The 25,098-nt window shown below is 72.5% G+C and carries 29 protein-coding genes; 6 read left to right on the plus strand and 23 right to left on the minus strand.

Annotated elements, in window-relative coordinates; all coding sequences use genetic code 11:
* Positions 1-89 precede the first annotated feature (89 nt).
* The 9 genes from lgt to ACFYZA_RS27020 form a co-directional block, all read right to left on the minus strand.
* The gene (gene lgt, locus ACFYZA_RS26980) at positions 90-1,055 is read right to left on the minus strand and encodes a prolipoprotein diacylglyceryl transferase (protein WP_388493161.1); all 966 of its coding nucleotides are present in this window, start codon (positions 1,053-1,055) and stop codon (positions 90-92) included.
* 80 nt (positions 1,056-1,135) lie between these two features.
* Entirely contained in the window at positions 1,136-1,960 is an 825-nt protein-coding gene (locus tag ACFYZA_RS26985; protein WP_382589122.1) for a DsbA family protein, read from the minus strand.
* A gap of 84 nt (positions 1,961-2,044) precedes the next feature.
* The gene (trpA, locus tag ACFYZA_RS26990; protein WP_388493162.1) at positions 2,045-2,860 is read right to left on the minus strand and encodes a tryptophan synthase subunit alpha; all 816 of its coding nucleotides are present in this window, start codon (positions 2,858-2,860) and stop codon (positions 2,045-2,047) included.
* Positions 2,857-4,149, minus strand: coding sequence for a tryptophan synthase subunit beta (trpB, locus tag ACFYZA_RS26995; RefSeq protein WP_382589128.1), 1,293 nt, complete (start codon positions 4,147-4,149; stop codon positions 2,857-2,859). Before trpB ends, trpA begins: the two co-directional genes overlap by 4 nt.
* 176 nt (positions 4,150-4,325) lie before the next feature.
* On the minus strand, positions 4,326-4,481 hold the full coding sequence (gene trpM, locus ACFYZA_RS27000) for a tryptophan biosynthesis modulator TrpM (RefSeq protein WP_382589131.1): 156 nt from the start codon (positions 4,479-4,481) through the stop codon (positions 4,326-4,328).
* Positions 4,482-4,484: 3 nt separating this feature from the next.
* A complete protein-coding gene (gene trpC / locus ACFYZA_RS27005; protein WP_382589134.1) occupies positions 4,485-5,294 on the minus strand; it encodes an indole-3-glycerol phosphate synthase TrpC in 810 nt (269 codons plus the stop codon).
* Positions 5,295-5,459: 165 nt separating this feature from the next.
* Positions 5,460-5,939: a DUF2752 domain-containing protein gene (locus ACFYZA_RS27010; protein ID WP_388493163.1), complete on the minus strand. Its 480-nt coding sequence runs from the start codon at positions 5,937-5,939 to the stop codon at positions 5,460-5,462.
* Positions 5,940-6,011: 72 nt separating this feature from the next.
* Positions 6,012-6,281 (minus strand): HGxxPAAW family protein, encoded by a 270-nt coding sequence (locus ACFYZA_RS27015; RefSeq protein WP_190028109.1) that lies wholly within the window; start codon positions 6,279-6,281, stop codon positions 6,012-6,014.
* Positions 6,282-6,453: 172 nt separating this feature from the next.
* The gene (locus tag ACFYZA_RS27020) at positions 6,454-7,110 is read right to left on the minus strand and encodes a TIGR02234 family membrane protein (RefSeq protein ID WP_388493164.1); all 657 of its coding nucleotides are present in this window, start codon (positions 7,108-7,110) and stop codon (positions 6,454-6,456) included.
* Positions 7,111-7,440: 330 nt separating this feature from the next.
* On the opposite strand from ACFYZA_RS27020, the gene ACFYZA_RS27025 reads away from it, so the two are divergent.
* Positions 7,441-8,658 carry a peptidase S8 gene (locus ACFYZA_RS27025; protein WP_382589143.1) on the plus strand — a complete coding sequence of 406 codons (1,218 nt, stop codon included), beginning with the start codon at positions 7,441-7,443 and terminating at the stop codon, positions 8,656-8,658.
* On the opposite strand, the gene ACFYZA_RS27030 is transcribed toward ACFYZA_RS27025, so the two are convergent.
* Together ACFYZA_RS27030 and hisI are read right to left on the minus strand one after the other, a co-directional pair.
* Positions 8,648-10,132: an anthranilate synthase component I gene (locus tag ACFYZA_RS27030; RefSeq protein WP_388493166.1), complete on the minus strand. Its 1,485-nt coding sequence runs from the start codon at positions 10,130-10,132 to the stop codon at positions 8,648-8,650. The two genes, ACFYZA_RS27025 and ACFYZA_RS27030, sit on opposite strands and share 11 nt — an antisense overlap.
* A 2-nt stretch (positions 10,133-10,134) precedes the next feature.
* The gene (gene hisI, locus ACFYZA_RS27035) at positions 10,135-10,485 is read right to left on the minus strand and encodes a phosphoribosyl-AMP cyclohydrolase (protein ID WP_100574534.1); all 351 of its coding nucleotides are present in this window, start codon (positions 10,483-10,485) and stop codon (positions 10,135-10,137) included.
* Positions 10,486-10,568: 83 nt separating this feature from the next.
* Here hisI and ACFYZA_RS27040 point away from each other — a divergent pair, with 83 nt between their 5' ends.
* Complete coding sequence (locus ACFYZA_RS27040) at positions 10,569-11,201, plus strand: TIGR03085 family metal-binding protein (protein ID WP_382589148.1); 633 nt, start codon at positions 10,569-10,571, stop codon at positions 11,199-11,201.
* A gap of 119 nt (positions 11,202-11,320) precedes the next feature.
* Here the strand turns inward: ACFYZA_RS27040 and ACFYZA_RS27045 are convergent, their stop codons facing one another.
* The 10 genes from ACFYZA_RS27045 to hisD form a co-directional block, all read right to left on the minus strand.
* Positions 11,321-12,562, minus strand: coding sequence for an MFS transporter (locus ACFYZA_RS27045; RefSeq protein WP_388493169.1), 1,242 nt, complete (start codon positions 12,560-12,562; stop codon positions 11,321-11,323).
* 29 nt (positions 12,563-12,591) lie between these two features.
* Positions 12,592-13,179 (minus strand): ArsR/SmtB family transcription factor, encoded by a 588-nt coding sequence (locus ACFYZA_RS27050; RefSeq protein ID WP_382589154.1) that lies wholly within the window; start codon positions 13,177-13,179, stop codon positions 12,592-12,594.
* Between the two features lie 113 nt (positions 13,180-13,292).
* On the minus strand, positions 13,293-14,048 hold the full coding sequence (gene hisF, locus ACFYZA_RS27055) for an imidazole glycerol phosphate synthase subunit HisF (RefSeq protein WP_382589157.1): 756 nt from the start codon (positions 14,046-14,048) through the stop codon (positions 13,293-13,295).
* Complete coding sequence (locus tag ACFYZA_RS27060) at positions 14,045-14,449, minus strand: RidA family protein (protein ID WP_382589160.1); 405 nt, start codon at positions 14,447-14,449, stop codon at positions 14,045-14,047. The genes hisF and ACFYZA_RS27060 overlap by 4 nt, the downstream gene beginning before the upstream one ends.
* Positions 14,446-15,174 (minus strand): bifunctional 1-(5-phosphoribosyl)-5-((5-phosphoribosylamino)methylideneamino)imidazole-4-carboxamide isomerase/phosphoribosylanthranilate isomerase PriA, encoded by a 729-nt coding sequence (gene priA / locus ACFYZA_RS27065; protein ID WP_382589163.1) that lies wholly within the window; start codon positions 15,172-15,174, stop codon positions 14,446-14,448. The genes ACFYZA_RS27060 and priA overlap by 4 nt, the downstream gene beginning before the upstream one ends.
* Positions 15,174-15,818 carry an imidazole glycerol phosphate synthase subunit HisH gene (gene hisH / locus ACFYZA_RS27070; protein ID WP_382589166.1) on the minus strand — a complete coding sequence of 215 codons (645 nt, stop codon included), beginning with the start codon at positions 15,816-15,818 and terminating at the stop codon, positions 15,174-15,176. The genes priA and hisH overlap by 1 nt, the downstream gene beginning before the upstream one ends.
* On the minus strand, positions 15,815-15,979 hold the full coding sequence (locus ACFYZA_RS27075) for a hypothetical protein (protein ID WP_199846383.1): 165 nt from the start codon (positions 15,977-15,979) through the stop codon (positions 15,815-15,817). The genes hisH and ACFYZA_RS27075 overlap by 4 nt, the downstream gene beginning before the upstream one ends.
* A 3-nt stretch (positions 15,980-15,982) precedes the next feature.
* Positions 15,983-16,576, minus strand: a complete 594-nt coding sequence (hisB, locus tag ACFYZA_RS27080; RefSeq protein WP_053727805.1) for an imidazoleglycerol-phosphate dehydratase HisB — start codon at positions 16,574-16,576, stop codon at positions 15,983-15,985.
* Positions 16,573-17,715, minus strand: a complete 1,143-nt coding sequence (locus ACFYZA_RS27085; RefSeq protein WP_388493208.1) for a histidinol-phosphate transaminase — start codon at positions 17,713-17,715, stop codon at positions 16,573-16,575. Before ACFYZA_RS27085 ends, hisB begins: the two co-directional genes overlap by 4 nt.
* A gap of 14 nt (positions 17,716-17,729) precedes the next feature.
* Positions 17,730-19,061 carry a histidinol dehydrogenase gene (hisD, locus tag ACFYZA_RS27090; protein ID WP_388493171.1) on the minus strand — a complete coding sequence of 444 codons (1,332 nt, stop codon included), beginning with the start codon at positions 19,059-19,061 and terminating at the stop codon, positions 17,730-17,732.
* Between the two features lie 135 nt (positions 19,062-19,196).
* On the opposite strand from hisD, the gene ACFYZA_RS27095 reads away from it, so the two are divergent.
* From ACFYZA_RS27095 to ybaK, 4 genes are all read left to right on the plus strand, one after another.
* The gene (locus ACFYZA_RS27095) at positions 19,197-20,801 is read left to right on the plus strand and encodes an oxidoreductase (protein WP_382589176.1); all 1,605 of its coding nucleotides are present in this window, start codon (positions 19,197-19,199) and stop codon (positions 20,799-20,801) included.
* 228 nt (positions 20,802-21,029) lie between these two features.
* Positions 21,030-22,067, plus strand: coding sequence for a hypothetical protein (locus ACFYZA_RS27100; protein ID WP_382589179.1), 1,038 nt, complete (start codon positions 21,030-21,032; stop codon positions 22,065-22,067).
* Positions 22,068-22,072: 5 nt separating this feature from the next.
* Positions 22,073-22,852, plus strand: a complete 780-nt coding sequence (locus tag ACFYZA_RS27105; protein WP_382589182.1) for an LON peptidase substrate-binding domain-containing protein — start codon at positions 22,073-22,075, stop codon at positions 22,850-22,852.
* Between the two features lie 17 nt (positions 22,853-22,869).
* On the plus strand, positions 22,870-23,364 hold the full coding sequence (ybaK, locus tag ACFYZA_RS27110) for a Cys-tRNA(Pro) deacylase (protein WP_382589185.1): 495 nt from the start codon (positions 22,870-22,872) through the stop codon (positions 23,362-23,364).
* 211 nt (positions 23,365-23,575) lie between these two features.
* Here the strand turns inward: ybaK and ACFYZA_RS27115 are convergent, their stop codons facing one another.
* Both ACFYZA_RS27115 and ACFYZA_RS27120 read right to left on the minus strand, forming a co-directional pair.
* Positions 23,576-24,229, minus strand: coding sequence for an ABC transporter permease (locus tag ACFYZA_RS27115; RefSeq protein ID WP_382589187.1), 654 nt, complete (start codon positions 24,227-24,229; stop codon positions 23,576-23,578).
* A gap of 34 nt (positions 24,230-24,263) precedes the next feature.
* Positions 24,264-25,082 carry an ABC transporter permease gene (locus ACFYZA_RS27120; protein WP_388493209.1) on the minus strand — a complete coding sequence of 273 codons (819 nt, stop codon included), beginning with the start codon at positions 25,080-25,082 and terminating at the stop codon, positions 24,264-24,266.
* Positions 25,083-25,098: the final 16 nt, after the last annotated feature.

The raw sequence follows: 25,098 nt of genomic DNA on the forward strand, positions 1-25,098 counted from the left end.
CGGGCCGCGGTGGTCAGGCGTCCAGCGCCTCGGGGGCCCTGCCCCCGAGGCCCCGCTCCTCACAGCTCCTCACATGCCGGAGAGGCTGATCAGGCCTTCTCGGGCTCCGAAGCCACCGAATCCGGCCCCGACGTCACCGACTCCGCCTTGGGCTCGTCCGTCGGCTCGGCGGGGGCCTTGTCGGCCTTGCCGTCGTTGTCGGCCGCGCCGGACTTCTCCAGGGACACCGGCTCGTCGTCCTGGGCGCCGGGCTCGACGATCTCCTCGCGGCCGGGACGCAGCTTCGAGGAGATGACGATGTAGGCGACCGCCAGCAGGAAGACACCGCCGGCCGTCCAGTCGTTCAGGCGCAGGCCGAGGAAGTGGTGGGCCTCGTCGACCCGCATGTACTCGATCCAGAACCGGCCCACGCAGTACGTGGCGACGTACAGCGCGAACGCCCGGCCGTGGCCCAGCTTGAAGCGGCGGTCGGCCCAGATGACCAGGAAGCCGGCGGCGAGACACCACAGCGACTCGTACAGGAACGTCGGGTGGTAGGTGCCCGCGATCCGGTTGGGGCCCTCGCTGATCTTCAGCGCCCAGGGCACATCCGTGGGGCGGCCGTACAGCTCCTGGTTGAACCAGTTGCCCCAGCGGCCGATGGCCTGGGCGAAGGCGAGGCCGGGGGCCAGCGCGTCGGCCCAGGCGGGCAGCGGGATGCCCCGGCGGCGGCAGCCGATCCAGGCGCCGACCGCACCGAGCGCGACCGCGCCCCAGATGCCGAGGCCGCCCTCCCAGATCTTGAAGGCGCCGACCCAGTCCTCACCGTCGCTGAAGTACAGCTGGTAGTCGGTGATGACGTGGTACAGCCGGCCGCCGACGAGCCCGAAGGGCACCGCCCAGACGGCGATGTCGGCGACGGTGCCGGAGCGGCCGCCGCGCGCGACCCACCGCTTGTTGCCGTACCAGACGGCGACGAAGACACCGATGATGATGCAGAAGGCGTAGCCGCGCAGCGGGATCGGTCCGAGGTGGATCACGCCGGTCGACGGGCTGGGGATGAAGGCAAGTTCCATGGCAGGGACGACGCTACCGTGCCGGGCGGGCGCAGCGGCAACCCGCCCGGCAACTTATGAGTAACGAGAGGCCCCGGACCTCAGGAGGCCGGGCTCGCCTTCCCGGCCGGCTTGCCCTTGTTCGCCGCGGCCACCCACTTCTTCAGGTTGGCCGGAGTAATCTGCTCGGTGCCCTTGGCGGGGAAGACCGCCTCGCCGTTGAGCTGCACGGTCGGCGTGCCGTTGAACTTGCCCGCCTGGAACGCCTCGTTGGACTTCACGACCCAGCTGTTGTGCGTGCCGTTCTCCACGCAGGAGCGGAAGGCGGGCGTGTCCAGGCCCGGCACCTTCTTGGCCAGATCCAGCAGCTTGGCGTTGTCCGCGTACGCGTCGTCCATCTCGTCGGGCTGGTTGGTGTAGAGCACGTCGTGGTACGCGGAGAACTTCCCCGCGTCCTGCGCGCAGCCCGCCGCGTTGGCCGCGTGGAGCGAGCCGCTGCCACGGGTCTTGTCGTCGATGAGGGTGGCCAGGTGGTACTGGACGCGGATCTGGCCGCTGTTCTCCAGCTCGTGGATGGTCGAGCGGAAGCCGTTCTCGAACGCGGCGCAGGCCGGGCAGCGGAAGTCCTCCCACACCGTGAGGGTGGACGGGGCGTCGGCGGCGCCGACCGGGATGGCCAGCTTGTCCTTGTCGTCGGCGCCGGTGGGCGCCACGACCGGGCCGCTGGTGGCGGAGCTCTTGGCGCTGTCGCCACCGCCCGCGTTGGCCGCGATCACGCCGATCACGGCGGCCAGGGCCAGGACGCCCACCACGGCGCCGGCCACGATCAGCTGCCGTCGGCGGCGCTCGCCCGCCTTGTGCTGCTCACGTTCTTGGACGAGCCGGTCGCGCGCGGCCCTTTTCGCATCGGGGTTCTTGTCACTCACACCCGCAGCAACGAACCGGGGAGGCACGCCCGTGCCTCCCCGGTCCCACTTCCACCCGTACGGGTTAGCTGTGCGAAGCCCGCGCTACGGCGCCCTGCGAACGCCTTCGGCCAGCTCGGCCGCCAGTTCCCGTACGGCGGTGAGGCCCGCCGCGTGGTCAGAGGCGTCCAGCATGCGCTTGACGAAGGCCGAGCCGACGATCACGCCGTCGGCGAAGGCCGCGACCTCCTTGGCCTGGGCGGCGTTCGAGACGCCGAGGCCCACGCAGACCGGGAGTTCGGTGGTGGCCCTGGTCCGGGCGACCAGGTCCTCGGCCGAGGCGCCGACCGACGCCCGGGTGCCCGTGACACCCATCAGCGAGGCCGCGTACACGAAGCCGGAGCCGGCCGCCGTGATCGTGGCGAGGCGCTCGTCGCGGCTGCTGGGGGCGACCACGAACACCGTGCCGAGGCCGTGCTTGTCCGCGTGCTCGCGCCACACCCCGGACTCCTGGACCGGCAGGTCGGGCAGGATGCAGCCGGCGCCGCCCGCATCGGCGAGCTCGGCGGTGAAGCGCTCCACGCCGTAACGGTCGATGGGGTTCCAGTACGTCATGACCAGGACCGGCTTGCCGCTGGCCGCGTGGGCCTCGCGGACCGTGCGCAGCACGTCGGCGATCTTCACGCCGCCCTTGAGGGCGATGTCGTCGGCGGTCTGGATGACCGGGCCGTCCAGAACCGGGTCGCTGTGCGGCAGACCCACCTCGACGATGTCGGCGCCGCCGTCGAAGACGGCCCTGGCCGCCTCGATGCCGCCGTCGACGGTCGGGAACCCGGCGGGCAGATAGGCGATGAGCGCGGCCCGGCCCTCGGCCTTCGCCTTGGCGAGCGTCTCGCTCAACAGCTGTACGTTCCCGCTCACTTGGCGTCTCCCTCGATCTCGGCGAAGCCCGCCGCGTCGGCGGCGACCTCGGTGTCGGCGTCGCTGCCGTACAGGCCGAAGTAGCGCGCGGCCGTGTCCATGTCCTTGTCGCCGCGGCCGGACAGGTTGATCACGATCAGCCCGTCCTTGCCGAGCTCCTTGCCGACGTCGAGCGCGCCCGCGAGCGCGTGCGCCGACTCGATCGCCGGAATGATGCCCTCGGTGCGCGAGAGCAGCCGCAGGGCCTGCATCGCCGCGTCGTCGGTGACCGCCCGGTACTCGCCGCGGCCGATGTCCTTGAGGTAGGAGTGCTCGGGGCCGATGCCCGGGTAGTCGAGGCCCGCCGAGATCGAGTAGGGCTCGGTGATCTGGCCCTCCTCGTCCTGGAGGACGTAACTGCGCGAGCCGTGCAGGATGCCCGGCTCGCCCGCGGTCAGGGTCGCCGCGTGCTCGCCGGTCTCGACGCCGTGGCCCGCGGGCTCACAGCCGATGAGGCGGACGGAGGCGTCCGGGATGAAGGCGTGGAACAGACCGATCGCGTTGGAGCCGCCGCCCACGCAGGCCACGGCCGCGTCCGGCAGGCGTCCGGCGCGCTCCAGGATCTGGCGGCGGGCCTCGACGCCGATGACGCGGTGGAAGTCGCGGACCATCGCGGGGAAGGGGTGGGGGCCCGCGACCGTGCCGAAGAGGTAGTGGGTGCGGTCCACGTTGGCGACCCAGTCGCGGAACGCCTCGTTGATGGCGTCCTTGAGGGTGCGGCTGCCGGAGGCGACCGGGATGACCTCGGCGCCGAGCATCCGCATCCGGGCCACGTTCAGGGCCTGGCGCTGGGTGTCGATCTCGCCCATGTAGATGGTGCATTCGAGGCCGAACAGGGCGCAGGCGGTGGCGGTGGCGACGCCGTGCTGGCCGGCGCCGGTCTCGGCGATGACGCGGGTCTTGCCCATGCGCTTGGTGAGCAGGGCCTGGCCGAGCACGTTGTTGATCTTGTGCGAGCCGGTGTGGTTGAGGTCCTCGCGCTTGAGGAACACGCGGGCGCCGCCCGCGTGTTCGGCGAAGCGCGGCACCTCGGTCAGGGCGCTGGGCCGGCCGGTGTAGTTGACCATCAGGTCGTTGAGCTCGGCGGCGAAGGCGGGGTCGTGCTTGGCCTTGTCGTACTCGACGGCCACCTCGTCCACGGCGGCGACCAGCGCCTCGGGGATGAATTTGCCGCCGTAGGCGCCGAAGTACCCTTCGGCGCTGGGGACTTGACCCTCGGGGTCGGGTACGAAGAACTCGTTCTCGGGCATGCGGATACCTCGCGGGGGCAGTGGTGCCCCGGTCCTGGGTTGGCTGGTTGGCGGGATGTGCCCAGGCGGCGCAGGTGATCGGGGAAGCGCGCGACTACAGCCCGTACGGGGCTGCTCGCGCCCGTGCGACGGAGTCGCACATGTCGCTCTTCCTCGCGCCCCGGTGGGGCGCGGACTCACGCGGCGCTCGGGCCGCCGCGCCATCGCATGCCGTTGACCTGGCCCGGCTCCGAGCCGATCACATAGCGCACGCGCCGTCCGTGCACCCGGCGCGCCGGAGCGCGGCAGCCGCGCGGGCGGCAGCCGGGTGCGAGGCGGACGGAGATGGCCATGGGTCAGCCGCGCCCGTGACGCAGGGCGGGGTGGGCGCCCGCGGCGACCAGGTCGGCGACGGCCGCGCGGGGGTCCTTGCCGGTGACCAGGGACTCGCCGACCAGGACGGCGTCGGCGCCGGCGTTGGCGTACGCGATGAGGTCGTGCGGGCCGCGGACGCCGGATTCGGCGATCTTCACGATGTGGTTCGGGATCTCCGGGGCGACCCGCTCGAAGGTGGTGCGGTCGACCTTGAGGTCCTTCAGGTTGCGCGCGTTGACGCCGATGATCTTGGCGCCCGCCTCCACGGCCCGGTCGACCTCGTCCTCGTCGTGCACCTCGACCAGCGGGGTGAGCCCGATCGACTCGGCGCGCTCGATCAGCGACTCAAGGGCCGGCTGGTCCAGGGCCGCGACGATGAGCAGCGCCAGGTCGGCGCCGTGCGCACGGGCCTCCCACAGCTGGTAGGCGGTGACGATGAAGTCCTTGCGCAGGACCGGGATGTCGACCTTGGCCCGGACGGCCTCCAGGTCGGCGAGCGAGCCGCCGAAGCGGCGCTGCTCGGTGAGCACGGAGATGACGGACGCGCCGCCCGCCTCGTAGTCGGCGGCGAGGGCCGCGGGGTCGGCGATGGCGGCGAGCGCACCCTTGGAGGGGCTGGAGCGCTTGACCTCGCAGATGACCTTCACGCCGTCGCCGCGCAGGGCCGCGACGCCGTCACGGGCCGCGGGCGCCTTGGCGGCGCGCTCCTTGAGCTCGTCGAGGCTGACGCGCGCCTGCCGCTCTGCGAGGTCGGCGCGGACGCCTTCGATGATCTCGTCGAGCACACTCACGCGAGCGGCCCCCTTCCGGGACGGTGATGTCGGTCAGAACGAGGGTGACCCCGGGTAGCGGTCACGATCAGCCATGACGATGGTATCCGCCTCGGGCCGAAGGGGTCGCATCCGGTTGCACGGCGTCCCAATAATTGGGACGTCACCTGCGGTTTTATCAGTCAGTCATGGCGCGAGTACGGAGCCGAACGGCAGGTTCCGGACCACCGAGAAGATCAGTACGGCGGATCCGATCAGCCACCACTGGCGGTCGCTCGGCGCGATCCGCAGGGGCAGGCCGCGGGCCGAGCGGACGGCCCACAGGACCCAGAGCACACCGAAGAGCAGATAGCCGGCGACGGCGAGCGCGTTGGAGTGGACCGCCGCCGCGAAGTGCCCGGTGATGAAGTCGTGGGCGCTGCGCAGCCCGCCGCAGCCCGGGCAGTAGACGCCGGTGAGCCGGAACAGCGGGCAGACCGGGTAGTGGCCGGGCTCGTTGGGGTCCACCAGGCCCACGTACGCGAAGGCGGAGCCCACCGCCGCGAGCGTGCCGAGCGGCACCAGGAGCCTGCGGATCGGGGCGTCGGCGGCCGGGGCGGCCGGGAGGGCCGGGGCGCCGGGGGGCGCAGGGCGGGCCGGGGCGGGGTTCGGCTGGGCTGGGTCCACTGGGCGATTGTGCCCGTTCAACTGGAAAGGCGCAGCCCTTGGCGGGCTGCGCCTCGCGCGGTGGCCTTCGGGTCAGCCGACCTGGGCCTCGAGGCGGGCGCGCACCTTGGCGGCCGCGTCCTCGCGCATGCGCTGGATCTCGGGCGTGTCCTTCGGGGTGCCGAGGCCGGCCATCTTCATGATCCCGCCGACGACGGCGGAGATGCCGAGGAGTGCGATGCCGGCCCAGAAGCCCACCGGGTTGGCGGCCACTATGAAGACGCAGGTCACGCAGAATCCGATGAAGGCAATGATGACACCGGTCCAGGCTGCCGGGGTGTGGCCGTGGCCGCTCTTCGCCATGGGGGTTGCTCCTCGTAGGTGTTTCCGTGTTGCCGTCGTTGTCGTCGTAGCTGTCGGCGCTGTCGGCGTTGTCACCGGCTCGGTTTCGGCGACGTGTCGCTTCGGCAACGGTCGTCGAACCCGACGCTCGCTGCCATTGTCCCGCACCGGGGAGGGTGGCTGAGTGCGGGGGTCAGCTCTCGCGCGTCGGGTCCTCGCCGCAGTCGAGCGCCTTCCAGAGTTCCTCGGGGCGCTCCGGGTCGGGCGCGGTGCGCGGCTTGCGCGGGCGGGGGGTGCCGTCGCGCTCGTAGCGGCCGCCCATCGCGGGCCAGGCCGCGCCGAAGCGGAGCGCGAGGAGCCCGGCGAGCAGCAGCAGGACACCGCCCACGACGGCGACGTACGGCCAGCCGGTGTGGGTGATCGTGCCGACGGTGGCGGCGGCGTCGCCGCTGACCTTGGCCGCCCGCTCGTTCAGGGCCGCGCTGTCGTCGATGCCGAGCCAGGCGGTCGCGGCCGCGCCGACGCCGCTGAGCGTGAGCAGCGCGGAGACCACGACGCGGCCGGCCCGGCGCACCGCGAAGACCGCGACCAGGGCCGCCAGCCCGACGATCGCGAGGGCGGAGGGCACTCCGGTGATGTCGCCGCCGGAGGCGACCAGCGGCAGCGCGCCACCGCCGACGGAGGCGTTGCCGCGGACCCACGTCTGCCCGGAGGCCAGGAGGACGACGGCGGCGCCGACGGCTCCGGCGAACAGTGCGGCGGCCAGGCTGCGGTGGCCGCCGCCACGGGCGGACGGCGCGGCGGCTTCGGCACGGGGCTGGGGTACGGATGCGGCACTCACGTACTCCACTATCGCCTGCGCGCGGCCCGGAGTGTCACCCGGGGCCCACCTCCCGGCCGCCTCACGGCCCCGGGGAGGCGGGCTCCGAGGGGGCGGACGGGAGGCGCCGGGGAACCAAGGGCGGGCAAGCGCTCGGCCATCGAACACCCATCGGGCACCCCCGAACTGTTCCCGAACGGCCCGCGAAGGCAAAGCGGCGATAGAGATTCCGGCGCGCTTCTTGTTGGCATGGCCCAGTCAGCCTAGGTTCACCGCCGGTCCGGGTCGCGCACCACGCGGCGCGGCCGGCCCAGCGCACCCGCACGACTCCTGGTTCACCCACCACACGGAGGCAGTAAGTTGCGCAGATCCCTTTCCCCCACCGCCCTGGCCGCCACGTTGGCCGCGGCAGCGCTCGCCCTGGCCACTCCCCTCGCCCAGGCAGCGACCCCTTCCACCGACGCGCACGTCACCACCGTGCGCTCCTGTGCGGCCCCGACGCGACTGGACGTCATGGCCTGCAAGGCGCTGAAGGTGACCGGCGGCACGGTGAAGTCAGCCGACGCCGAACGCGCCCTCACGGGCGCCGCCGCACCGTCGGGCTTCGGCCCCTCGTCGCTCCAGTCCGCGTACAAGTTGCCGTCCTCGACAGCCGGTTCGGGCCGTACGGTGGCGATCGTCGACGCCTACGACGACCCCAACGCGGCGGCCGACCTCGCCAAGTACCGCTCCCAGTACGGACTTCCGGCCTGCACCGTGGCCAACGGCTGCTTCAAGAAGGTCGGTCAGACCGGCACGTCGACGCTGCCGGGCGCGGACGCCGGCTGGGCCGAGGAGATATCCCTCGACCTCGACATGGTCAGCGCGGCCTGCCCCAACTGCAAGATCCTGCTCGTCGAGGCCAAGTCGGCGTCGATGGCGAACCTCGGCACGGCCGTCAACACGGCGGTCTCGCTCGGCGCGAAGTACGTCTCCAACAGCTACGGCGGCGGCGAGTCGTCCTCCGACACGTCGTACGACAGCCAGTACTTCAACCACCCGGGCGTCGCCATCACGGTGAGCTCGGGTGACGGGGGCTACGGCACCGAGTACCCGGCGGCCTCCCGCTATGTCACCGCGGTCGGCGGCACCTCGCTCAAGTCGGCCTCGAACAGCCGGGGTTGGACCGAGAGCGTGTGGAGCGGCGCCGGTTCCGGCTGCTCGGCGTACGACGCGAAGCCGAGCTGGCAGAAGGACACCGGCTGCTCGAGGCGGACCGTCGCGGACGTCTCGGCGGTCGCCGACCCGGCCACGGGTGTCGCGGTGTACGACACCTACGGCGGCGACCCGGGCTGGGAGGTGTTCGGCGGCACCAGCGCCTCCTCGCCGCTGATCGCCGCGGTGTACGCGCTGGCGGGAGTCCCCTCCTCGGGCTCCACGCCGGCCTCGTTCCCGTACGCCCACACCGGTTCGCTCAACGATGTGACGAGCGGCTCGAACGGCAGCTGCTCGCCGGCCTACCTGTGCAAGGGAGGCAGCGGCTACGACGGCCCGTCGGGGCTCGGCACCCCGAACGGGACCGCCGCGTTCACCGGCTGAGCCGGTTGGCCGTGTTGACCGCGCGCAGGACGGCGGCCGCCTTGTTGCGGCACTCGTCGTCCTCCGCCACCGGGTCGGAGTCGGCGACCACGCCGGCTCCGGCCTGCACGTAGGCGGTGCCGTCCCGCAGCAGTGCGGTGCGGATCGCGATCGCGGTGTCGGAGTCCCCGGCGAAGTCGAGGTAGCCGACACAGCCGCCGTAGAGCCCGCGGCGGCTGGGCTCCAGCTCCTCGATGATCTGCATCGCGCGGGGCTTGGGGGCACCGGAGAGCGTGCCGGCCGGGAAGCAGGCCGTCAGGACGTCGAACGCGGTGCGTCCCTCGGCGACCCGGCCGGTCACCGTCGACACGATGTGCATCACGTGGGAGTACCGCTCGATCGACATGAAGTCCACGACCTCCACCGAACCCGGCTCGCACACGCGGCCCAGGTCGTTGCGGCCGAGGTCGACGAGCATGAGGTGCTCGGCGCGCTCCTTGGGATCGGCCAGGAGCTCGTCGGCGAGCGCCTGGTCGCGCTGCGGGGTGGCGCCGCGCGGCCGGGTCCCGGCGATCGGATGCAGCATGGCCCGGCCGTCCTCCACCTTGACGAGGGCCTCGGGGCTGGAGCCGACGACGTCGAAGCCGTCGAAGCGGAACAGGTACATGTACGGCGACGGGTTGGTGGCCCGCAGCACCCGGTAGACGTCCAACGCGCTTGCGCGGCAAGGGGTTTCGAAGCGCTGCGAGGGAACGACCTGGAAGGCCTCGCCGGCCCGGATGCGCTCCTTGATGTCCTCGACGGCGTCCTGGTAGGCCGCCCCGCCCCACAGCGCGGTGTACTCGGGCAGTTCCGAGGCGGGCAGGGCGACCGGCGCGTACTCGGCGGGCTTCGCGAGGTCGGCCTCCATCGCGTCGAGCCGGGCCACGGCGTCCTCGTAGGCCTCGTCCACCCCGGTGTCGAGGTCGTTGTGGTTGATCGCGTTGGCGATGAGCAGGACCGAGCCGTCCCAGTGGTCGAGCACCGCGAGGTCGGAGGTGAGCAGCATGGTCAGCTCGGGCAGCCGGAGGTCGTCGCCCCCGTGCTCGCCGATCTTCTCCAGGCGCCGCACGATGTCGTAGCCGAGGTAGCCGACCATCCCGCCGGTGAAGGGCGGCATTCCGGCGACCAGGTCGCGCGGCGTGTGCAGGGCCTCGACGGTGGCCTTCAGGGCCGCCAGAGGATCACCCGAAGTGGGGACCCCGACCGGCGGCGTGCCGAGCCAGTGCGCCTCCCCGTCGCGCACGGTGAGGGTCGCGTCCGACCGCACGCCGACGAACGAGTACCGCGACCAGGACCGGCCGTTCTCGGCCGATTCGAGCAGGAAGGTGCCGGGCCGCTCGGCGGCGAGCTTGCGGTACAGGCCGACCGGGGTGTCGCCGTCCGCGAGGAGGCGGCGGTGGACCGGGATGACGCGGCGGTCGACGGCGAGCTTGCGGAAGGTGTCGAGGTCCATGACTACTTCCCGAGGTCGAGTACGTCGGCGTCGAAGCAGGTGCGGTCCCCGGTGTGGCAGGCCGCTCCCACCTGGTCCACCTTGACCAGGACGGTGTCCGCGTCGCAGTCCAGGGCGACCGACTTCACGTGCTGGACGTGGCCCGAGGTGTCCCCCTTGACCCAGTACTCCTGACGGCTGCGCGACCAGTACGTGCAGCGGCCGGTGGTCAGGGTGCGGTGCAGGGCCTCGTCGTCCATCCAGCCGAGCATGAGCACCTCGCCGGTGTCGTACTGCTGGGCGATGGCCGGGACCAGACCATCCGCGCCGCGCTTGAGGCGGGCGGCGATGGCGGGGTCGAGATTGCTGGTCATGCCCCCATTCTGCCGTGGTCGCGAGGGCTTCCGGGCGGTGCGTCCACTGTCCGGACGACCCCGGCGGCCGTACGCTGGCGGACATGTCGACCCATGCAAAGCGTGAACGGCTTCTGCTCGCCGACCTGTTGGAGGCGGCGGGCCCCGAGGCGCCGACCCTCTGCGAGGGCTGGACGGCTCGCGAACTCGCGGCCCACGTGGTGGTGCGCGAGCGCCGCCTGGACGCCGCGGGCGGGATCCTGATCGGCGCGCTCAGGAACCGCCTCGACCGGGTGCAGGCGGAATTCGCCGCCAAGCCGTACGAGGAACTGATCCAGCTGATCCGCACCGGCCCGCCGAAGTTCTCCCCGTACAGCCTCAAGCAGGTCGACGAGGGCGCCAACGCGGTGGAGTTCTACGTGCACGCCGAGGACGTCCGCCGGGCTCAGCCGGACTGGACGCCCCGCGAGCTCGACCCGGTGTTCTCGGACGCGCTGTGGTCCCGCTTGGAGAAGGCGGCCCGGCTGATGGGCCGCAAGTCGCCGGTGGGCATCGTGCTGCGCCGCCCGGACGGCCAGACGGCGGTGGCGCACAAGGGCACCCCGGTGGTCACGGTCACCGGCGAGCCGGGCGAGCTGACGCTGTTCGCCTACGGGCGCCAGGAGGCGGCCCAGGTCGAGATCGAGGGCGAGAAGGAGGCCTCGACGCGGGCTCTGGAGGCGAAGCTCGGGCTCTAGGGTCGGTCCGGCGGATCAGGTCGCCGTCGAGATGCCTCGGCCTTGCGGTCCTGGTGGGCGTGCCAGGCCCCCGCGTCCCAGACAGGATCCGCCGGACAGGCCCTGGCCCGCGAGGGGTCTCAGCGCGGGAGTTCGGCGCGGCGCAGGTGGCCGGAGGCGAGTCCGGTCAGGGCGCCCGTCGCGCACACGCCCGCGCTGGCCAGGAACACCGGTGTGGTGCCCCACAGGCCGATGGCCGTGCCCGCCAGCGGATAGCCGAGCGGCGCGATGCCCATGGTGAACAGGGAGGCCACCGCGGTGACCCGGCCCAGGTAGGCGGGGTCCGTGGCGGTCTGCACCAGGGCCCCGCACAGGGCGCCGCTCAGGCCGGCGAGCAGGCCGATGAAGACCCCGGCGACGGCGGCGAGCGCCACCGAGGGGGCGTACGCGAGGCCCGCGATGGCCGTCGTGCCGCCGATCAGGGACACCGGCAGGACGAGTCCCGCGCGCGGCACCCGGCCGCGTACGGAGAGCAGCAGTGAGGCGGCTCCGGCGCCCGCCCCGAACGCCGCGACGATCCAGCCCATCCCGGCCGCGCCCCAGCCCCGCTCCTTGGCGAGCAGGGTGAGCCCGATGTTGAGCGGGGCGGCGAAGCCGAGCTCGCCGACGGCTATGACGAGCATCAGCGGGGCCAGCAGGCGGTGGCGGCGGATGTAGCGCAGGCCGTCGGTGAGCTCGCGCAGCGGGGGCTCCTTCGCCCGGTGGCCGTCGCCGTCGAGCCGGGCCATGCGGACCCGGACGAGCAGGGCGGTCGACAGCGCGAACAGGGCGCCCGCCGCGGCGAAGGTGGCCGCGGTCCCGCCGAGCGCCACGGCGAGCCCGCCGAGCGGGGCCCCGGCGATGTTGGCGATCCGCCCCGCGAGCCCCTTGAGCCCCTGCACCCGGGCGAGTTCGCCGGGTCCGGTGATCCTGGGCGGCAGGGCGCCGAGCGCGGGAAGCAGCACCGCGTCCACGGCGCCGAACACGAGGGCCAGCACGATCAGGAGCCACAGGTGCGGGCCCGTGAGGAGCAGGGCCGCGGCCATGCCCAGGATGATCAGGCTGCGGGCGGCGTCGCTGCCGATGACGACCCGGCGCGGCCCGAACCGGTCGGCCACGACTCCCCCGCCGAGCATGAGCAGCGCCCGGGGCACCGCGCCGACCGCGAGCACGAGCCCGGCCTGCCCAGCGCTCCCCGACCGGGCCGCGGCCCAGGCCAGCGCCATGTAGTACACGCTGTCGCCGACGAGCGAGGAGGTGTACGCGGCGAGCCACCGCAGGACGTTGCCGTCCCGGTGGGCGGGGCGGGCGGAGGCCGGCGGGGCGAGGGCTGTGGTGGACATGGCGGGGCCTCTCGGACGCGGAAAGGGGGTCAGACGCGGAAGGGGAAGCCGTACAGGTGGACCGCGGCGTTCTCCCTGCCTTCGGTGTCGCCGGCCTTGACCGCCGCCTCGCCGCGCTCCTTGAACTTCCCGAGCACGGCGTCCAACTCGGCCTCCATCTCCCGCACTTCGGCCGGCGTGAGGTGGAGGGCGTACTCGCTGCTGAAGGCGGCACCGGTCCACTCGGCGCTCCAGCCGGACAGCTCGTCGAGGAAGGCGCGGTACAGCTCCATCCGCTGCTCGACCAGGAGCCGGGTCACCGAGGTGTGGGCGGCCACCTTCTCGGGGGCGTCCTTGAAGTCCTCGTGCCGGTAGCTCACCCCCTCCGAGGCCGGCTGCCACCACCGCTCCCGGCCGTCCTTGCCCTGCGCCTCGGCCTCCTCGATGAGGCCGTGGTCGGCGAGCTTGCGCAGGTGGTAGCTGACGAGGGAGACGGCCTCGTCCACCTGGTCGGCGAGCTGCGAGGCGGTGGCGGTGCGGGCGATGTAGAGCGCGCGGTAGAGCTTCATGCGCAGGGGGTGGCCGAACGCCTTGAGCGTGTCGAGGTCGGTGATTCTGCGGTTGCCCTGGGGTGCCATGCCATCCACGGTAGTCAGGAAAGAAATCTTGCGCAATAAAAGTTGCGCAATAAAAGCTGCGGATTACGGGACGAAGAAGGGCCCGGGGCCGCGCCCCGGGCCCTTCTCGCAGGTCAGCGAACCGGGTGGCCCGCCTTGGCCAGCGCGTCCTTGACCTCGGCGATGCGCAGGTCGCCGAAGTGGAAGACCGAGGCGGCCAGGACCGCGTCCGCGCCCGCCGCGATCGCCGGCGGGAAGTGCTCGAGGCGGCCCGCGCCGCCGGAGGCGATCACCGGCACGGTGACATGGCGGCGGACCGCCGCGATCATCTCCGTGTCGTAGCCGTCCTTCGTGCCGTCCGCGTCCATGGAGTTGAGCAGGATCTCCCCCGCCCCCAACTCCGCGGCCCGGTGCGCCCATTCGACCGCGTCGATGCCGGTGCCCTTACGGCCGCCGTGCGTCGTCACCTCGAAGGAGCCGGAGGCCGTACGCCGTGCGTCGACCGAGAGGACCAGCACCTGGCGGCCGAAGCGCTCGGCGATCTCGCGGATCAGGTCGGGGCGGGCGATGGCGGCCGTGTTCACGCCCACCTTGTCCGCGCCCGCCCGCAGCAGCTTGTCCACGTCGTCGGCGCTGCGAACGCCGCCGCCGACGGTGAGCGGGATGAAGACCTGCTCCGCCGTGCGGCGCACCACGTCGTACGTGGTCTCGCGGTTGCCGGAGGACGCCGTGATGTCGAGGAACGTCAGCTCGTCCGCGCCCTCGGCGTCGTACAGCTTGGCCATCTCGACCGGGTCACCGGCGTCGCGCAGGTTCTGGAAGTTGACACCCTTGACGACCCGGCCGTTGTCCACGTCCAGGCAGGGGATCACCCGTACCGCGAGGGTCATGACGCGGCCGCCGTCCGCCGGTAGGCCTCGACCTCGACCTCGACCACCAGGCTGGGGTCGACGAAGCCGGACACGATCAGCATCGTGGCCACCGGGCGTACGTCGTCGAACAGCTCCTTGTGGGCGCGGCCCACATCGTCGACGTCCCGGGCATGGGTGATGTACATACGGGTGCGGACCACGTCCTCGCGCCCGAGGCCCAGGGACTCCAGTGCCTTGATGGCGACGCCGAAGGCGGTGACCGCCTGCTCGTAGGGGCCGCCCTCGTCGATGCGGCCGTTGACCGTCGACGTACAGCCCGCCACCAGGACGAGACCGCCCGGGAGCTCCACCGCGCGGGAGTAGCCGAAGCGCTCCTCCCAGGGGGCGCCGGAGGAGATCTTGCGGACCTCGTCGCTCATGCCGAGACCGCCTTGAGCGCCTCTTCCAGCGTGAAGGCCTTCGCGTACAGCGCCTTGCCGACGATCGCGCCCTCGACGCCGAGCGGGACGAGCTCGGCGATGGCCCGCAGGTCGTCCAGGGAGGAGACGCCGCCCGAGGCGACGACCGGCTTGTCCGTGGCCGCGCAGACGTTCTTCAGGAGCTCCAGGTTGGGGCCCTGGAGCGTGCCGTCCTTGGCGATGTCGGTGACGACGTACCGCGCGCAGCCCTCGGAGTCCAGGCGGGCGAGCGTCTCGTACAGGTCGCCGCCGTCGCGGGTCCAGCCGCGGCCGCGCAGCGTGGTGCCGCGCACGTCGAGGCCGACCGCGATCTTGTCGCCGTGCTCGGCGATGACCTTGGCGACCCACTCGGGGGTCTCCAGGGCGGCGGTGCCGAGGTTGACGCGGGTGCAGCCGGTGGCGAGGGCGGCCGCCAGGGAGGCGTCGTCGCGGATGCCGCCGGACAGCTCGACCTTGATGTCCATGGCGCCCGCGACCTCGGCGATCAGGGCGCGGTTGTCGCCGGTGCCGAAGGCCGCGTCCAGGTCGACCAGGTGCAGCCACTCGGCGCCCGAGCGCTGCCAGGCCAGGGCCGCCTCCAGGGGCGAGCCGTAGGAGGTCTCGGAGCCGGACTCGCCGTGGACGAGACGCACGGCCTGGCCGTCGCGGACGTCGACGGCGGGGAGGAGTTCGAGCTTGGGGGCCATCACAGGGTTCCGATCCAGTTGGTGAGCAGCTGGGCTCCGGCGTCGCCGGACTTCTCGGGGTGGAACTGGGTGGCCCACAGGGCACCGTTCTCCACCGCGGCGACGAACGGCTCGCCGTGGGTGGCCCAACTGACCCTGGGGGCACGGATCTTGGGGTTGGTGACTTCGAGGCTCCAGTCGTGCACGGCGTAGGAGTGCACGAAGTAGTAGCGGGCCCCGGCGTCCAGGCCCGCGAACAGGTCGCTGCCCTCGGGCGCCTCGACGGTGTTCCAGCCCATGTGCGGCACGACCGGGGCCTTGAGCGGCGAGACGACGCCGGGCCACTCGTCGAGGCCCTCGGTCTCCACGCCGTGCTCGATGCCGCGCTCGAAGAGGATCTGCATGCCGACGCAGATGCCCATGACCGGGCGGCCGCCGGAGAGCCTGCGCCCCACGATCCAGTCGCCCCGGGCGTCGCGCAGCCCCTTCATGCAGGCGGAGAACGCGCCGACGCCGGGCACGAGCAGCCCGTCCGCGTTCATGGCCCGGTCGTAGTCGCGGGTGATCTCCACGTCGGCGCCGACGTGGGCCAGGGCCCGCTCGGCGGAGCGGACGTTGCCGAATCCGTAGTCGAAGACGACGACCTTCTTGGCGGGTGCGCTCATGACCAGACGTCCAGTCGCAGAATGCCGGCGGCCAGGCACATCACGGCGCCGAACGACAGGAGGATGATCAGGCTCTTCGGCATCCCCTGCTTGACGAAGGAGATGATTCCGCCGATCAGGAAGAGGCCGAGCACGATCAGGATGGTGTTGAGACCGTTCATGCTTTACAGGGCACCCTTGGTGGAAGGAAGGATTCCGGCAGCGCGCGGGTCACGCTCGGAGGCATAGCGCAGGGCCCGGGCGAGCGCCTTGAACTGGCACTCCACGATGTGGTGCGCGTTGCGTCCGTACGGTACGTGGATGTGCAGCGCGACCTGCGCCTGGGCCACGAAGGACTCGAAGATGTGCCGGGTCATCGTCGTGTCGTACTCGCCGATCATCGGCGCCATGTTCTCGGGCTCGGTGTGCACGAGGTAGGGGCGGCCCGACAGGTCGACGGTCACCTGGGCGAGCGACTCGTCCAGCGGGACGGTGCAGTTGCCGAAGCGGTAGATGCCGACCTTGTCGCCGAGGGCCTGCTTGAAGGCGGCGCCGAGCGCGAGGGCGGTGTCCTCGATGGTGTGGTGGGTGTCGATGTGCAGATCGCCGTCGGTCTTGACCGTGAGGTCGAAGAGGCCGTGCCGGCCGAGCTGGTCGAGCATGTGGTCGTAGAAGCCGACGCCCGTCGACACATCGACCTTTCCGCTGCCGTCGAGGTCGATCTCGACGAGGACGGACGTCTCCTTGGTGGTGCGTTCCACCCTGCCAACGCGGCTCATGCGCTCTGCTCCTTCTTGAGTTGACGGACCGCGTCGAGGAACGCGTCGTTCTCGGCCGGGGTGCCCGCGGTGACCCGCAGCCAGCCCGGTACCCCGTTGTCCCGGACCAGGACGCCCCGGTCGAGCATCCGCTGCCACGTGGCGTGGCTGTCGTCGAAGCGGCCGAACTGGACGAAGTTGGCGTCCGACTCGGTCACCTCGTAGCCGATCGCCCGCAGTTCGTCGACCAGCCGGTCCCGCTCGGTCTTGAGCTGCTCGACATAGCCGAGCAGGGTGTCCGTGTGCTCCAGGGCCGCGAGCGCGGTCGCCTGGGTGACGGCGGACAGGTGGTAGGGAAGGCGGACCAGCTGCACCGCGTCGACCACCGCGGGGTGCGCGGCGAGGTAGCCAAGGCGCAGTCCCGCCGCGCCGAAGGCCTTCGACATGGTCCGCGAGACCACCAGGTTCGGGCGGCCCTCGATCAGCGGGAGCAGCGAGTCGCGGTGGCTGAACTCGACGTACGCCTCGTCCACGATCACCATCGAGGGGCCGGCGGCCTGGGCCGCCTCGTACAGAGCGAGGACCGTCTCGGCGGCGACCGCGGTGCCCGTCGGGTTGTTGGGCGAGGTGATGAAGACGACGTCCGGCGTGTGCTCGGCGATGGCCCGCTCGGCCGCCGCGAGGTCGATGGTGAAGTCCTCGCGGCGGGGGCCCGAGATCCAGCCGGTGCCGGTGCCGCGGGCGATCAGGGCGTGCATCGAGTACGAGGGCTCGAAGCCGATCGCGGTGCGGCCGGGGCCGCCGAAGGTCTGGAGCAGCTGCTGGATGACCTCGTTGGACCCGTTGGCCGCCCACACGTTCTCGGCCGCGACCGGGTGCTTGCCGGTGCGGGTGAGGTACCGGGCCAGCTCGGTGCGCAGCTCCACCGCGTCGCGGTCCGGGTAGCGGTTGAGACCCCGGGCCGCCTCGGCGACCCGCTCGGCGATCCGCTCGACCAGCGGCTCGGGCAGCGGGTAGGGGTTCTCGTTGGTGTTCAGCTGGACGGGGGTGTCCAACTGGGGCGCTCCGTAAGGGGACTTGCCGCGCAGCTCGTCCCGTACGGGGAGGTCGTCGATGGTCGTCGCGCGATCGGCGACCTGCGTCTGCTCCGCGTCCGTCATGCTTTCGGCGTTCGTCATGCGTTCGGCACCTTCCATCCGAAGCGTGCCTTCAGGGCCGCACCGTGTGCCGGCAGGTCCTCGGCCTCGGCGAGGGTCACCACGTGGTGGGCGACCTCGGCGAGCGCGTCGCGGGTGTAGTCGACGATGTGGATGCCGCGCAGGAAGGACTGCACGGACAGGCCCGAGGAGTGGCAGGCGCAGCCGCCGGTGGGCAGGACGTGGTTGGAGCCCGCGCAGTAGTCGCCGAGCGAGACCGGGGCCCAGGGCCCGACGAAGACCGCGCCCGCGTTGCGCACCCGGTCGGCCACGGCGGCGGCGTCCTCGGTCTGGATCTCCAGGTGCTCGGCGCCGTACGCGTCGACGACCTTGAGGCCGTCCTCCAGGGAGTCGACGAGGACGATCGCGGACTGCCGTCCGGCGAGCGCCGGCTTGATCCGGTCCTCGATGTGCTTGGTGGCCGCGACCTGCGGCTCCAGCTCCTTCTCGACCGCCTCGGCGAGCGCGAGCGAGTCGGTGACCAGGACGGCGGCGGCCAGCGGGTCGTGCTCGGCCTGGCTGATCAGGTCGGCGGCCACGTGCACCGGGTCGGCGGTGTCGTCCGCGAGGACGGCGATCTCGGTCGGGCCCGCCTCGGTGTCGATGCCGATGCGGCCCGTGAAGTAGCGCTTGGCGGCGGCGACCCAGATGTTGCCGGGGCCGGTCACCATGTTGGCGGGCGGGCATCCGTCGGGGCCCGAGGTCCCGTACGCGAACATCGCGACGGCCTGGGCACCGCCGGCCGCGTACACCTCGTCGACGCCGAGCAGCGCGCAGGCCGCCAGGATCGTGGGGTGCGGAAGGCCGTCGAACTCCGCCTGCGGCGGCGAGGCGAGCGCGATGGAGCCGACGCCGGCCTCCTGCGCCGGGACCACGTTCATGATCACGGAGGACGGGTAGACCGAGCGGCCGCCGGGCGCGTACAGGCCCACGCGCTCGACCGGCACCCACTTCTCGGTGACCGAACCGCCGCGCACGACCTGGGTGGTGCGGGTGGTGCGGCGCTGGGCGCGGTGGACGATCCTGGCCCGCCGGATCGACTCATCCAGGGCGTCCCTGACCTGCGGGTCGAGCTGGTCGAGCGCGTCCCTGAGCGCCTTGGCGGGCACCCGCACCCGCTCCAGCTTCACTCCGTCGAACTTCTCCGCGTACTCGATCAGCGCCGCCGTGCCGCGATGATGCACGTCCTCGCAGATGGGCCGCACCTTCTCCAGGGCGGCTTCCACGTCGAACTCGGCACGGGGCAGCAGGTCGCGCAGGGCGCCACCCTCGGGGAGGGTGTTGCCGCGCAGATCGATTCGGGAGATCACGTATCCAATTCTCTCAGACGCCTCCGGAGCACTGGACGCCTGTATCAGTGGCTGATACGCAACACGGGCGTCACCCCCTGTCACCCAGGGCCACTAGCGTTCCTCCTGTCAGGGTGGACGGCGAGGGGGACGGCATTGACCGAGGCGCCCGATCTGGGTGAGGCACCGGACTGGCTCAGTCCGGCGGAGCTGGGCATGTGGCAGGCCTTCCGCAACGGCAGTACCTACGATCTGCGCACCCGCAATCCGGTGCGCGACGACCCGTTCGCCGCCCGCCCCTGGGGCCCCGAGCGCAGCGTGCGGGCCCGGGTGGTGGCGCTGCTCCTGCTCAGCGGGCCGCCCGCGCTGCCGGGCCGGGTCGCGGCCCTGAAGCTGAACGGCGTGCAGATCACCGGGACGCTCAATCTGTCCGGCGGCACGGTCACGCCGTACGTCGAGCTGAACAACTGCCGGTTCGAGAACGAAGTCCTGCTCCCCGAGGCCCACTTCACGACCGTACGCATGGTGAGCTGCGCGATTCCGCGGCTGGAGGCGGCCCGGCTGACCACCGAGGGCGACCTGCATCTGCCGCGCTGCCGGGTCGCGGGCGGCATCCGGCTCACCGACGCGCACATCGGCACCGACCTGCTGCTCAGCCAGGTCGTGGTGCACGCCGACCGCAACGGCCGCTCGATCGCGGCCGACGGGCTCTCGGTCGCGCAGGACCTCCAGGCCGACCTCATCGAGTCGTACGGGGAGCTGAGCCTGCGGGCCGCGAAGGTGGGGGTGACGCTGAGCCTGCGCGGCAGCCGGCTGATCAACCCGGACGGCCAGCGCGCGCTCAACGCCCCGCAGCTGACCGTCGAGCGCACCCTGTACCTGACCTCGGCGGCGGTCTACCCCGGCGGCAACCAGGAGGGCACCACTCCCCCGTACGGGACGAACTACACCAACACGCCCGTGCGGGGCACCCTGATCCAGCCGTTCGAATGCCGGGGCGGGCTGCGTCTGGACGACGGGCGGTTCGGGGACGCGGTGGACCTGGCGCAGTCCCGGGTGGTGATGACCGACACCCAGGAGCTGTCGCTGCGCCGCATCCAGACGCCGGAGCTGCGCTTCACCGGGCAGCGCCCCGAGCGCGGCAAGGTCGTGCTCTCCGGGGCGCGGGTGGTCAACCTGGTGGACATGGCGGCCAGTTGGCCCGGCCCCGGGCACCTCACGATGAACGGCTTCGCCTACGAGAACCTCATCCCGATCGGCACCTTCACCCTGGCCGAGCGCCTGGGCTGGGTGACCGCGGCGACCCCCGAGTACGCGCCCGAGCCGTACGAGCGGCTCGCCGCCGTGCTGCGGGGCAGCGGCGAGGACGCGGACGCCCGGGAGGTACTGCTCGCCAAGCAGCGCAGACGCCGCGAGACGCTGCCGCTGGCCGCGAAGGCGTGGGGCGTGCTCCAGGACCTGACGGTGGCGTACGGCTACCGGCCGGGCCGGGCCGCGCTGTGGATGGCGGTCCTGTGGGCGGCGGGCACGCTCGCCTTCTCGCACTACGACCCTCAGCCCATCAAGGCCGACGAACACCCGGACTGGAACGCGGCGCTCTACGCGCTCGACCTCCTCATCCCGGTGGTCAACCTGGGCCAGGACGGCTACTGGAAGCTCTCCGGCGCCTGGCAGTGGGCGGCCGCCCTGCTGATCATGCTGGGCTGGATCCTGGCGACGACCGTGGCGGCGGGTGCCTCCCGGCTGCTGCGCCGGGGCTGACCCGCCGGAGGGCGGATCCCCAGGGGTCGCGGCCGGGCCTCGCTCCGAGGGTGTCTCCGGGGCCCGGACGGGGTGTTTTCGCGAGCTCCGCGCGAGTTCTTCACGGGCTCCTCGCGAGGCGCCGACGGCTGAATTTGCCGGGCCTTGACCCCGGGTCGTACAACCCTCACCACCGATACAGAAGCTTCACAGTGGACCCCCTGGCGCCGCCCCCACCTGCGGATTTCAATGGTCCACACCATGACATTCGTATCCGCGCTGATCCGCACCGCACGGCGGGCCAGGCATACGCCGCTTCTCGCCACGGGGCTGCCCGATGGCCGAGAAGTGCTGTTGGATGCCCCCGACGCCCGGCTCGCCCCCGCGCTGGTCTCGGCCGCGCTCGGCGAGTACGGGGTGGCGGCGAAACTGCTCGCCACCACCCGCGAGCTGGCCGAGTGGGAGAACCGCGACCGCTACACGGTCCGCCTCGCCGCCTTCGCGGTGAGCAGACCCGAGTGGCTCGCCAACTGGCTGGCCGCGTCCCCACGCGACCCGGACGCGCTGCTCGTCAAGGCCGAGCTGGCGATCGTCCGGGCCTGGGGCTCGCCGGCCCGGGCCGAGCGGCTGCGCGAGGTGGCCCCGCTGATCCACTCGGCGGCCGAGGGCGACCCGGCCGACCCGGTGCCCTGGCGGATCGCCCTCGATCACGCCCGTGGCACCCATGCGCCGCACACCGTTTTCGAGGAGTTGTGGGGCGAGGCCATACACCGCTCCTCACACCACTACGGCTGCCATGTGGCCGCACTCCAGTACCTCTCGGCGCAGTGGTACGGATCGCACCGCGAGTGCTTCGACTTCGCCGAACGGGCCGCCGAGGACTCCCTGCCGGGCTCCCTGATCCGGGCGCTCCCGGCCCGCGCGGCCTTCGCGTATCTGGTGGGCGGCGGCGGCCACACCATCCCGTACGAGCGGATCGACGCGGCGGCCGACCTCGGCATCGAGCTGTCCGCCGCCTACGAACCGGGCGACCCCTGGCCGGCCGAGGTGCGCAATCTGCTCGCCTACGTCCTCGTCGTGCGCCGGCGCTGGCCCGAGACGCTGGAGGAATTCCGGCGTATCGGGCCGTACGCCACATCCTTCCCGTGGCTGCATCTGGCCGCCGATCCCCTGGGCCAGTACCTCGAACTGCGCGAGTTCGTACGAACCGAGGTCGCCGCGGGCACGCCCTGGGGGCGCGACCGCCCCAAGCCAGGACGAGCCCGCTCCGGCGGCCATTACGCTTGAGCGTTGTGACCACCGCACGCCTCCCACTCTTCCCGCTCAACTCGGTCCTGTTCCCCGGCCTCGTCCTGCCGCTGAACATCTTCGAGGAGCGCTATCGCGCCATGATGCGCGATCTGCTGAAGACCGGCACCGACGCGTCAGGCCCCTCCGGCTCCGAGGGCGAGGACGACGACGAGCCGCGCCGCTTCGCCGTCGTGGCCATCCGGGACGGGCGGGAAGTCGCGCCGACCTCGCCCGGCCTGCCCGACCCGACCGCCACGGCCGAGAAGGGGCCCGCGGCGGGCTTCGGCGCCGACCCCATCCAGGCCTTCCACCGGGTGGGCTGCATCGCGGACGCGGCCACGATCCGGGAGCGCTCGGACGGCAGCTTCGAGGTGCTCGCCACCGGCACCACCCGGATCCGCATCCTGTCGGTGGACGCGAGCGGGCCGTATCTGACGGCCGAGGTCGAGGAGCTCCCGGAGGAGCCGGGCGAGGAGGCGGGCGCGCTCGCCGAGGGCGTCCTGCGCGCGTTCCGCTCGTACCAGAAGCGGCTCGCGGGTGCCCGGGAGCGCTCGCTCGCCGGCACCGCGGACCTGCCGGACGAGCCCTCGGTGGTGTCCTACCTGGTCGCGGCGGCGGCGGTCCTGGACGTCCCGGCCAAGCAGCGGCTGCTCCAGGCCCCGGACACGGCGACCCGGCTGCGCGAGGAACTGCAGCTGCTGCGCGCGGAGACCGCGGTCATCCGTCATCTGCCGTCGCTGCCCGCGGTGGATCTGACGCGCTCCCCGACCAGCCCCAACTGACCGACCGGAGGGCCGCCTTGGCCAAGAAGAAGCAGCAGAGCGGGGGCACCCCGGCGACGGTGGCCCTGACGGCGGCGGGCACCGCCTTCACCGTGCACGCCTACGAGCACGACCCGGCCTCCGCCTCGTACGGCGAGGAGGCCGCGCAGGCCCTCGGGGTGAGCGCGGAGCGGGTGTTCAAGACGCTGGTCGCCGATGTGGACGGCGAGCTGACGGTGGCGGTGGTCCCGGTGGCCGGCTCGCTCGACCTCAAGGCGCTGGCGTCGGCGGTCGGCGGCAAGCGGGCCGCGATGGCCGACCCGGCGGCCGCCGAGCGCACCACCGGCTATGTGCGGGGCGGCATCTCTCCGCTGGGCCAGCGCAAGAGGCTGCGTACGGTCCTGGACGACTCGGCGTCCGCGCACCCCACGATCTGCGTATCGGCGGGCCGCCGGGGCCTGGAGGTCGAGCTCGCCCCCGCCGATCTGGCGGCCCTCACCGGGGCGCTGCTCGCCCCGATCGGGCGCGTTTAGCACCTCGACGTACCTCCCGTCCTCGGCTAGAACCCGAGGACGGGAGGTACGCCCATGTCGAAGCGGACCCGCAAGCGGAAGTGGCGCGTCAAGAAGGGCCGGGCCAACCACGGGAGGCGCCCGGCCTGAGCGGACCTAGAGGCCGGATCGTGAGGCGCCCGGCCCGAGCCGCTCCGGAGGCCGGTACGTGAGGCGTCCGGCCCGAGCGGACCTAGAGGCCGGAGGAGTCCGGCCTTCCCGGTCCCGGGTCCATGGCGGGTACCTGCCACACCGGATCCGGGTCCCGGGGGCCGAACAGGGCCGTGAGGCCCAGGTGGACGGCCATGGCGGCGATCGGCCAGGCGAGCAGCGCTCCCTTGGCGTCGAGCTTCAGCGGCGCGTCGAAGGTGACGCCCTGCCCGGCCGCCTTCGCCGCGGCCACCACGTCCTGGTTCGGGCCGAGCCAGATGCCCAGGCGCCAGGCCAGGACCGAACCGAGCAGGCTGCCGGCCGCGAGGCCGACGACCAGGGCGATGCCGCCCTTGCGGCGGAACAGGAAGACCGCGGCCGCGCTCAGCGCGCCGAGCCCGAGCGCCAGCAAGATGAACGTTCCGTCACCGCCGATCGCCTCCTCCCCCTCGGTGTCCTTGAGGAAGACGGCCTTGTCGTCGGCGATCAGCGGCACGCGCGGGGCGAGCCACAGCCACAGCAGTCCGAGCGCCACCCCGGCCACCGTCACCGCGACGGCGACGATCACCGCGTCCCGCAGGTCCTTCTTCATGGCGGGCGCCTCCTCGACGGTTCCGGGCGTTGCGCCCCCGGCGTGCGTCTGCCACGGGTCGTTGCCCGAGGGCTGCTGATGGGGCGGTGTCAGAGGTGCGGTCACCCTGACATCGTGCCAGGCGTGTCTGTGCGCTGCCTCACCGGACCGCCGCCCGGCGGTAGGCCCACGCCGCTACGGCGAGCGAGACGACGCCGACGGCCGCGCACACACCGAGGTCGAGCCCGATCAGGGCCCAGTCGGGGTGCGCGTCGAAGCTCCGCGCGAAGGCCTCCACGCCGTAGGTGGAGGGCAGCAGATCACGTGCGTACGCGATCGGCCCCGGCATCCTGGACGCCGGGAGCACGCCGAGCAGCAGCGCCGCCGACATCCCCAACTGGCCGAACAGCGTGGCGAGTTCCTGCCGGGGGGCGAGGAGCCCGAGGGCGGCGCCGAGTCCGGAGAGCGCGGCCCCGGCGAGCGGGATCACCGCCGCCAGGATCCACAGGTGCGCCATCGGAAGCCCGAACAGGACGCAGCCGAGGACGGCGGTCACAAACGTGCCGGGCACGGTGAAGGAGGCGTACGCGGCGGCCGTGCCGAGGACCACGGAGGCGGGCGGTACGGGCAGTGTCGCGTAGTGGTCGAGGCCGCCGCCGGCCCGGAGCTGGCCGAAGTACTGGGCGAGCAGGTTGAGCGCGACGAAGGCCACGACGAGCACGCTCGACCCGGCCACCACCGCACGGGCCTCGCTGCCGCCGTCCACCACGCCCCGCATCAGGATCATGATGCCGACGGACTGGAAGGTCGCGACGAAGAGCAGCGGGATCCGGGCCACCCGGGCCCGCGAGAGCTGGGCGCGGTAGACCGCGGCGAGCGCGGGCAGCAGCCGGGCGCGGGGGGCCAGCGGGGCGGCGTGCGAGGCGTCGGGGCGCTGGGTGGCACCGCTCGCCGGGGCCCGCCCGGGCACGGCCTCCACGCTGCTCTCCAGCGGA

This window comes from Streptomyces sp. NPDC001828 (genome assembly GCF_042892175.1).
Lineage (GTDB): Bacteria > Actinomycetota > Actinomycetes > Streptomycetales > Streptomycetaceae > Streptomyces.

Bases quoted from the DNA above. Each gene is read 5' to 3' on its own strand.
- ACFYZA_RS27075 (WP_199846383.1), bottom strand. From the start codon at position 15,979: ATGAACGGTCTCAACACCATCCTGATCGTGCTCGGCCTCTTCCTGATC.
- hisB (WP_053727805.1), bottom strand. From the start codon at position 16,576: ATGAGCCGCGTTGGCAGGGTGGAACGCACCACCAAGGAGACGTCCGTC.
- trpB (WP_382589128.1), bottom strand. From the start codon at position 4,149: ATGCCCGAGAACGAGTTCTTCGTACCCGACCCCGAGGGTCAAGTCCCC.
- ACFYZA_RS27050 (WP_382589154.1), bottom strand. From the start codon at position 13,179: ATGGCACCCCAGGGCAACCGCAGAATCACCGACCTCGACACGCTCAAG.
- hisH (WP_382589166.1), bottom strand. From the start codon at position 15,818: ATGAGCGCACCCGCCAAGAAGGTCGTCGTCTTCGACTACGGATTCGGC.
- ACFYZA_RS27040 (WP_382589148.1), top strand. From the start codon at position 10,569: ATGTCGACCCATGCAAAGCGTGAACGGCTTCTGCTCGCCGACCTGTTG.
- ACFYZA_RS27085 (WP_388493208.1), bottom strand. From the start codon at position 17,715: ATGACGGACGCGGAGCAGACGCAGGTCGCCGATCGCGCGACGACCATC.
- ACFYZA_RS27030 (WP_388493166.1), bottom strand. From the start codon at position 10,132: ATGGACCTCGACACCTTCCGCAAGCTCGCCGTCGACCGCCGCGTCATC.
- hisI (WP_100574534.1), bottom strand. From the start codon at position 10,485: ATGACCAGCAATCTCGACCCCGCCATCGCCGCCCGCCTCAAGCGCGGC.
- ACFYZA_RS27045 (WP_388493169.1), bottom strand. From the start codon at position 12,562: ATGTCCACCACAGCCCTCGCCCCGCCGGCCTCCGCCCGCCCCGCCCAC.
- lgt (WP_388493161.1), bottom strand. From the start codon at position 1,055: ATGGAACTTGCCTTCATCCCCAGCCCGTCGACCGGCGTGATCCACCTC.
- ACFYZA_RS27015 (WP_190028109.1), bottom strand. From the start codon at position 6,281: ATGGCGAAGAGCGGCCACGGCCACACCCCGGCAGCCTGGACCGGTGTC.
- ACFYZA_RS27100 (WP_382589179.1), top strand. From the start codon at position 21,030: ATGGTCCACACCATGACATTCGTATCCGCGCTGATCCGCACCGCACGG.
- ACFYZA_RS27060 (WP_382589160.1), bottom strand. From the start codon at position 14,449: ATGAGCGACGAGGTCCGCAAGATCTCCTCCGGCGCCCCCTGGGAGGAG.
- priA (WP_382589163.1), bottom strand. From the start codon at position 15,174: ATGGCCCCCAAGCTCGAACTCCTCCCCGCCGTCGACGTCCGCGACGGC.
- trpM (WP_382589131.1), bottom strand. From the start codon at position 4,481: ATGGCCATCTCCGTCCGCCTCGCACCCGGCTGCCGCCCGCGCGGCTGC.
- hisF (WP_382589157.1), bottom strand. From the start codon at position 14,048: ATGACCCTCGCGGTACGGGTGATCCCCTGCCTGGACGTGGACAACGGC.